This window comes from Brevundimonas sp. (genome assembly GCF_036399195.1).
GTDB lineage: Bacteria > Pseudomonadota > Alphaproteobacteria > Caulobacterales > Caulobacteraceae > Brevundimonas.
Map to the genome: position 1 here is coordinate 1 of NZ_DASWNO010000172.1, position 1,730 is coordinate 1,730.

General features: G+C 66.4%; 2 protein-coding genes. Both read left to right on the plus strand.

The window, feature by feature from the left end:
• Window position 1 precedes the first annotated feature (1 nt).
• Entirely contained in the window at window positions 2-274 is a 273-nt protein-coding gene (locus VGB60_RS08110; RefSeq protein WP_331037763.1) for a hypothetical protein, read from the plus strand.
• 10 nt (window positions 275-284) lie between these two features.
• A partial coding sequence (carB, locus tag VGB60_RS08115) for a carbamoyl-phosphate synthase large subunit (RefSeq protein ID WP_331037764.1) occupies window positions 285-1,730 on the plus strand: 1,446 nt, incomplete at its 3' end.

Genomic DNA, 1,730 nt, shown 5'->3' on the forward strand with positions numbered 1-1,730 from the left:
GGTGCGGGCGTCGCTGGCGGCGCACGGCGACAGCGGCGTCACGCCGCGCCACACGCTGTTCTACTTCTATGGCGATGGCGACCACGACGACCTGAACGAGGTGGCCCGTCGCGCCGGCTTCATCACCCGTGGGTCAGACGATTCTACCGTTCTCGAGACAACCATGGCGGTGGACGAGGCCTCGTTCGCGCCGGTCTCTTCCATGATGCAATCCTGGGCCGCGGCTTTCCAGCTGGACTACGACGGCTGGGAGTGCGCGGTCGTGACGAACTGAGGAGGCTGAGATGCCCAAACGCACGGACATCCAGTCGATCCTGATCATCGGCGCCGGGCCGATCGTCATCGGCCAGGCCTGCGAGTTCGACTATTCGGGGGTTCAGGCCTGCAAGGCGCTGAAGGCCGAGGGCTACCGGGTCATCCTGGTCAACTCGAACCCCGCCACCATCATGACCGACCCCGAGGTGGCCGACGCCACCTATATTGAGCCGATCACGCCGGAGTTCGTCGAGCGCATCATCGCGAAGGAGCGGCCCGACGCCCTGCTGCCGACCATGGGCGGGCAGACGGCGCTGAACACGGCGCTGGCGCTGGACGCCTCGGGCGCGCTGAAGAAGTGGGGCGTGGAGATGATCGGGGCGCGCGCCGAGGTCATCGACAAGGCCGAGGACCGCCAGAAATTTCGCGACGCCATGGACAAGCTGGGTCTGGAAAGCCCCCGCTCCAAGGCCATCCACCACATCGACGAGGCCGAAGACGCCCTGGCCTTCGTCGGCCTCCCGGCCATCGTGCGTCCGTCCTTTACGCTCGCCGGCACCGGCGGCGGCATCGCCTACAATGTCGAGGAATACCGCGAGATCGTGGAGCGCGGGCTCGACCTGTCCCCGACCACCGAGGTGCTGGTCGAGGAGAGCGTGCTCGGCTGGAAGGAGTTCGAGATGGAGGTGGTCCGCGACAAGGCGGACAACTGCATCATCGTCTGCTCCATCGAGAACATCGACCCGATGGGCGTCCACACCGGCGACTCCATCACCGTCGCCCCCGCGCTGACGCTGACCGATAAAGAGTATCAGCGGATGCGCACGGGCTCGATCAACGTCCTGCGCGAGATCGGGGTCGAGACCGGCGGATCCAACGTCCAGTGGGCGATCAATCCGGCCGACGGCCGCATGGTCGTGATCGAGATGAACCCCCGCGTGTCGCGGTCCTCGGCGCTGGCCTCCAAGGCCACGGGCTTTCCCATCGCCAAGGTCGCGGCGCGTCTGGCGGTCGGCTACACGCTGGACGAACTGACCAACGACATCACCCAAGTGACGCCGGCGTCATTCGAGCCCTCGATCGACTATGTCGTCACCAAGATCCCGCGCTTCGCCTTCGAGAAATACCCCGGCGCCGAGGCGACCCTTTCGACCTCGATGAAGTCGGTCGGCGAAGTCATGGCCATCGGCCGGACCTTCCAGGAAAGCATGCAGAAGGCCCTGCGCGGCCTCGAAACTGGCCTGACCGGCTTCAACGAGATCGAGATCGACGGCGTCGCCGATGTCGAAGACGACGCCTCGGCCCGCGCCGCCGTGGTGCGCGCGCTGGGCCAGCCGACGCCCGACCGCATCCGCGTCATCGCGCAAGCCTTCCGGCACGGGTTGAGCGTCGAGGAGGTCAATGCGGCCTGTTCGTACGAGCCGTGGTTCCTGAGGCAGATCGCGGACATCGTGCGGGAAGAAGGACATCTGCGG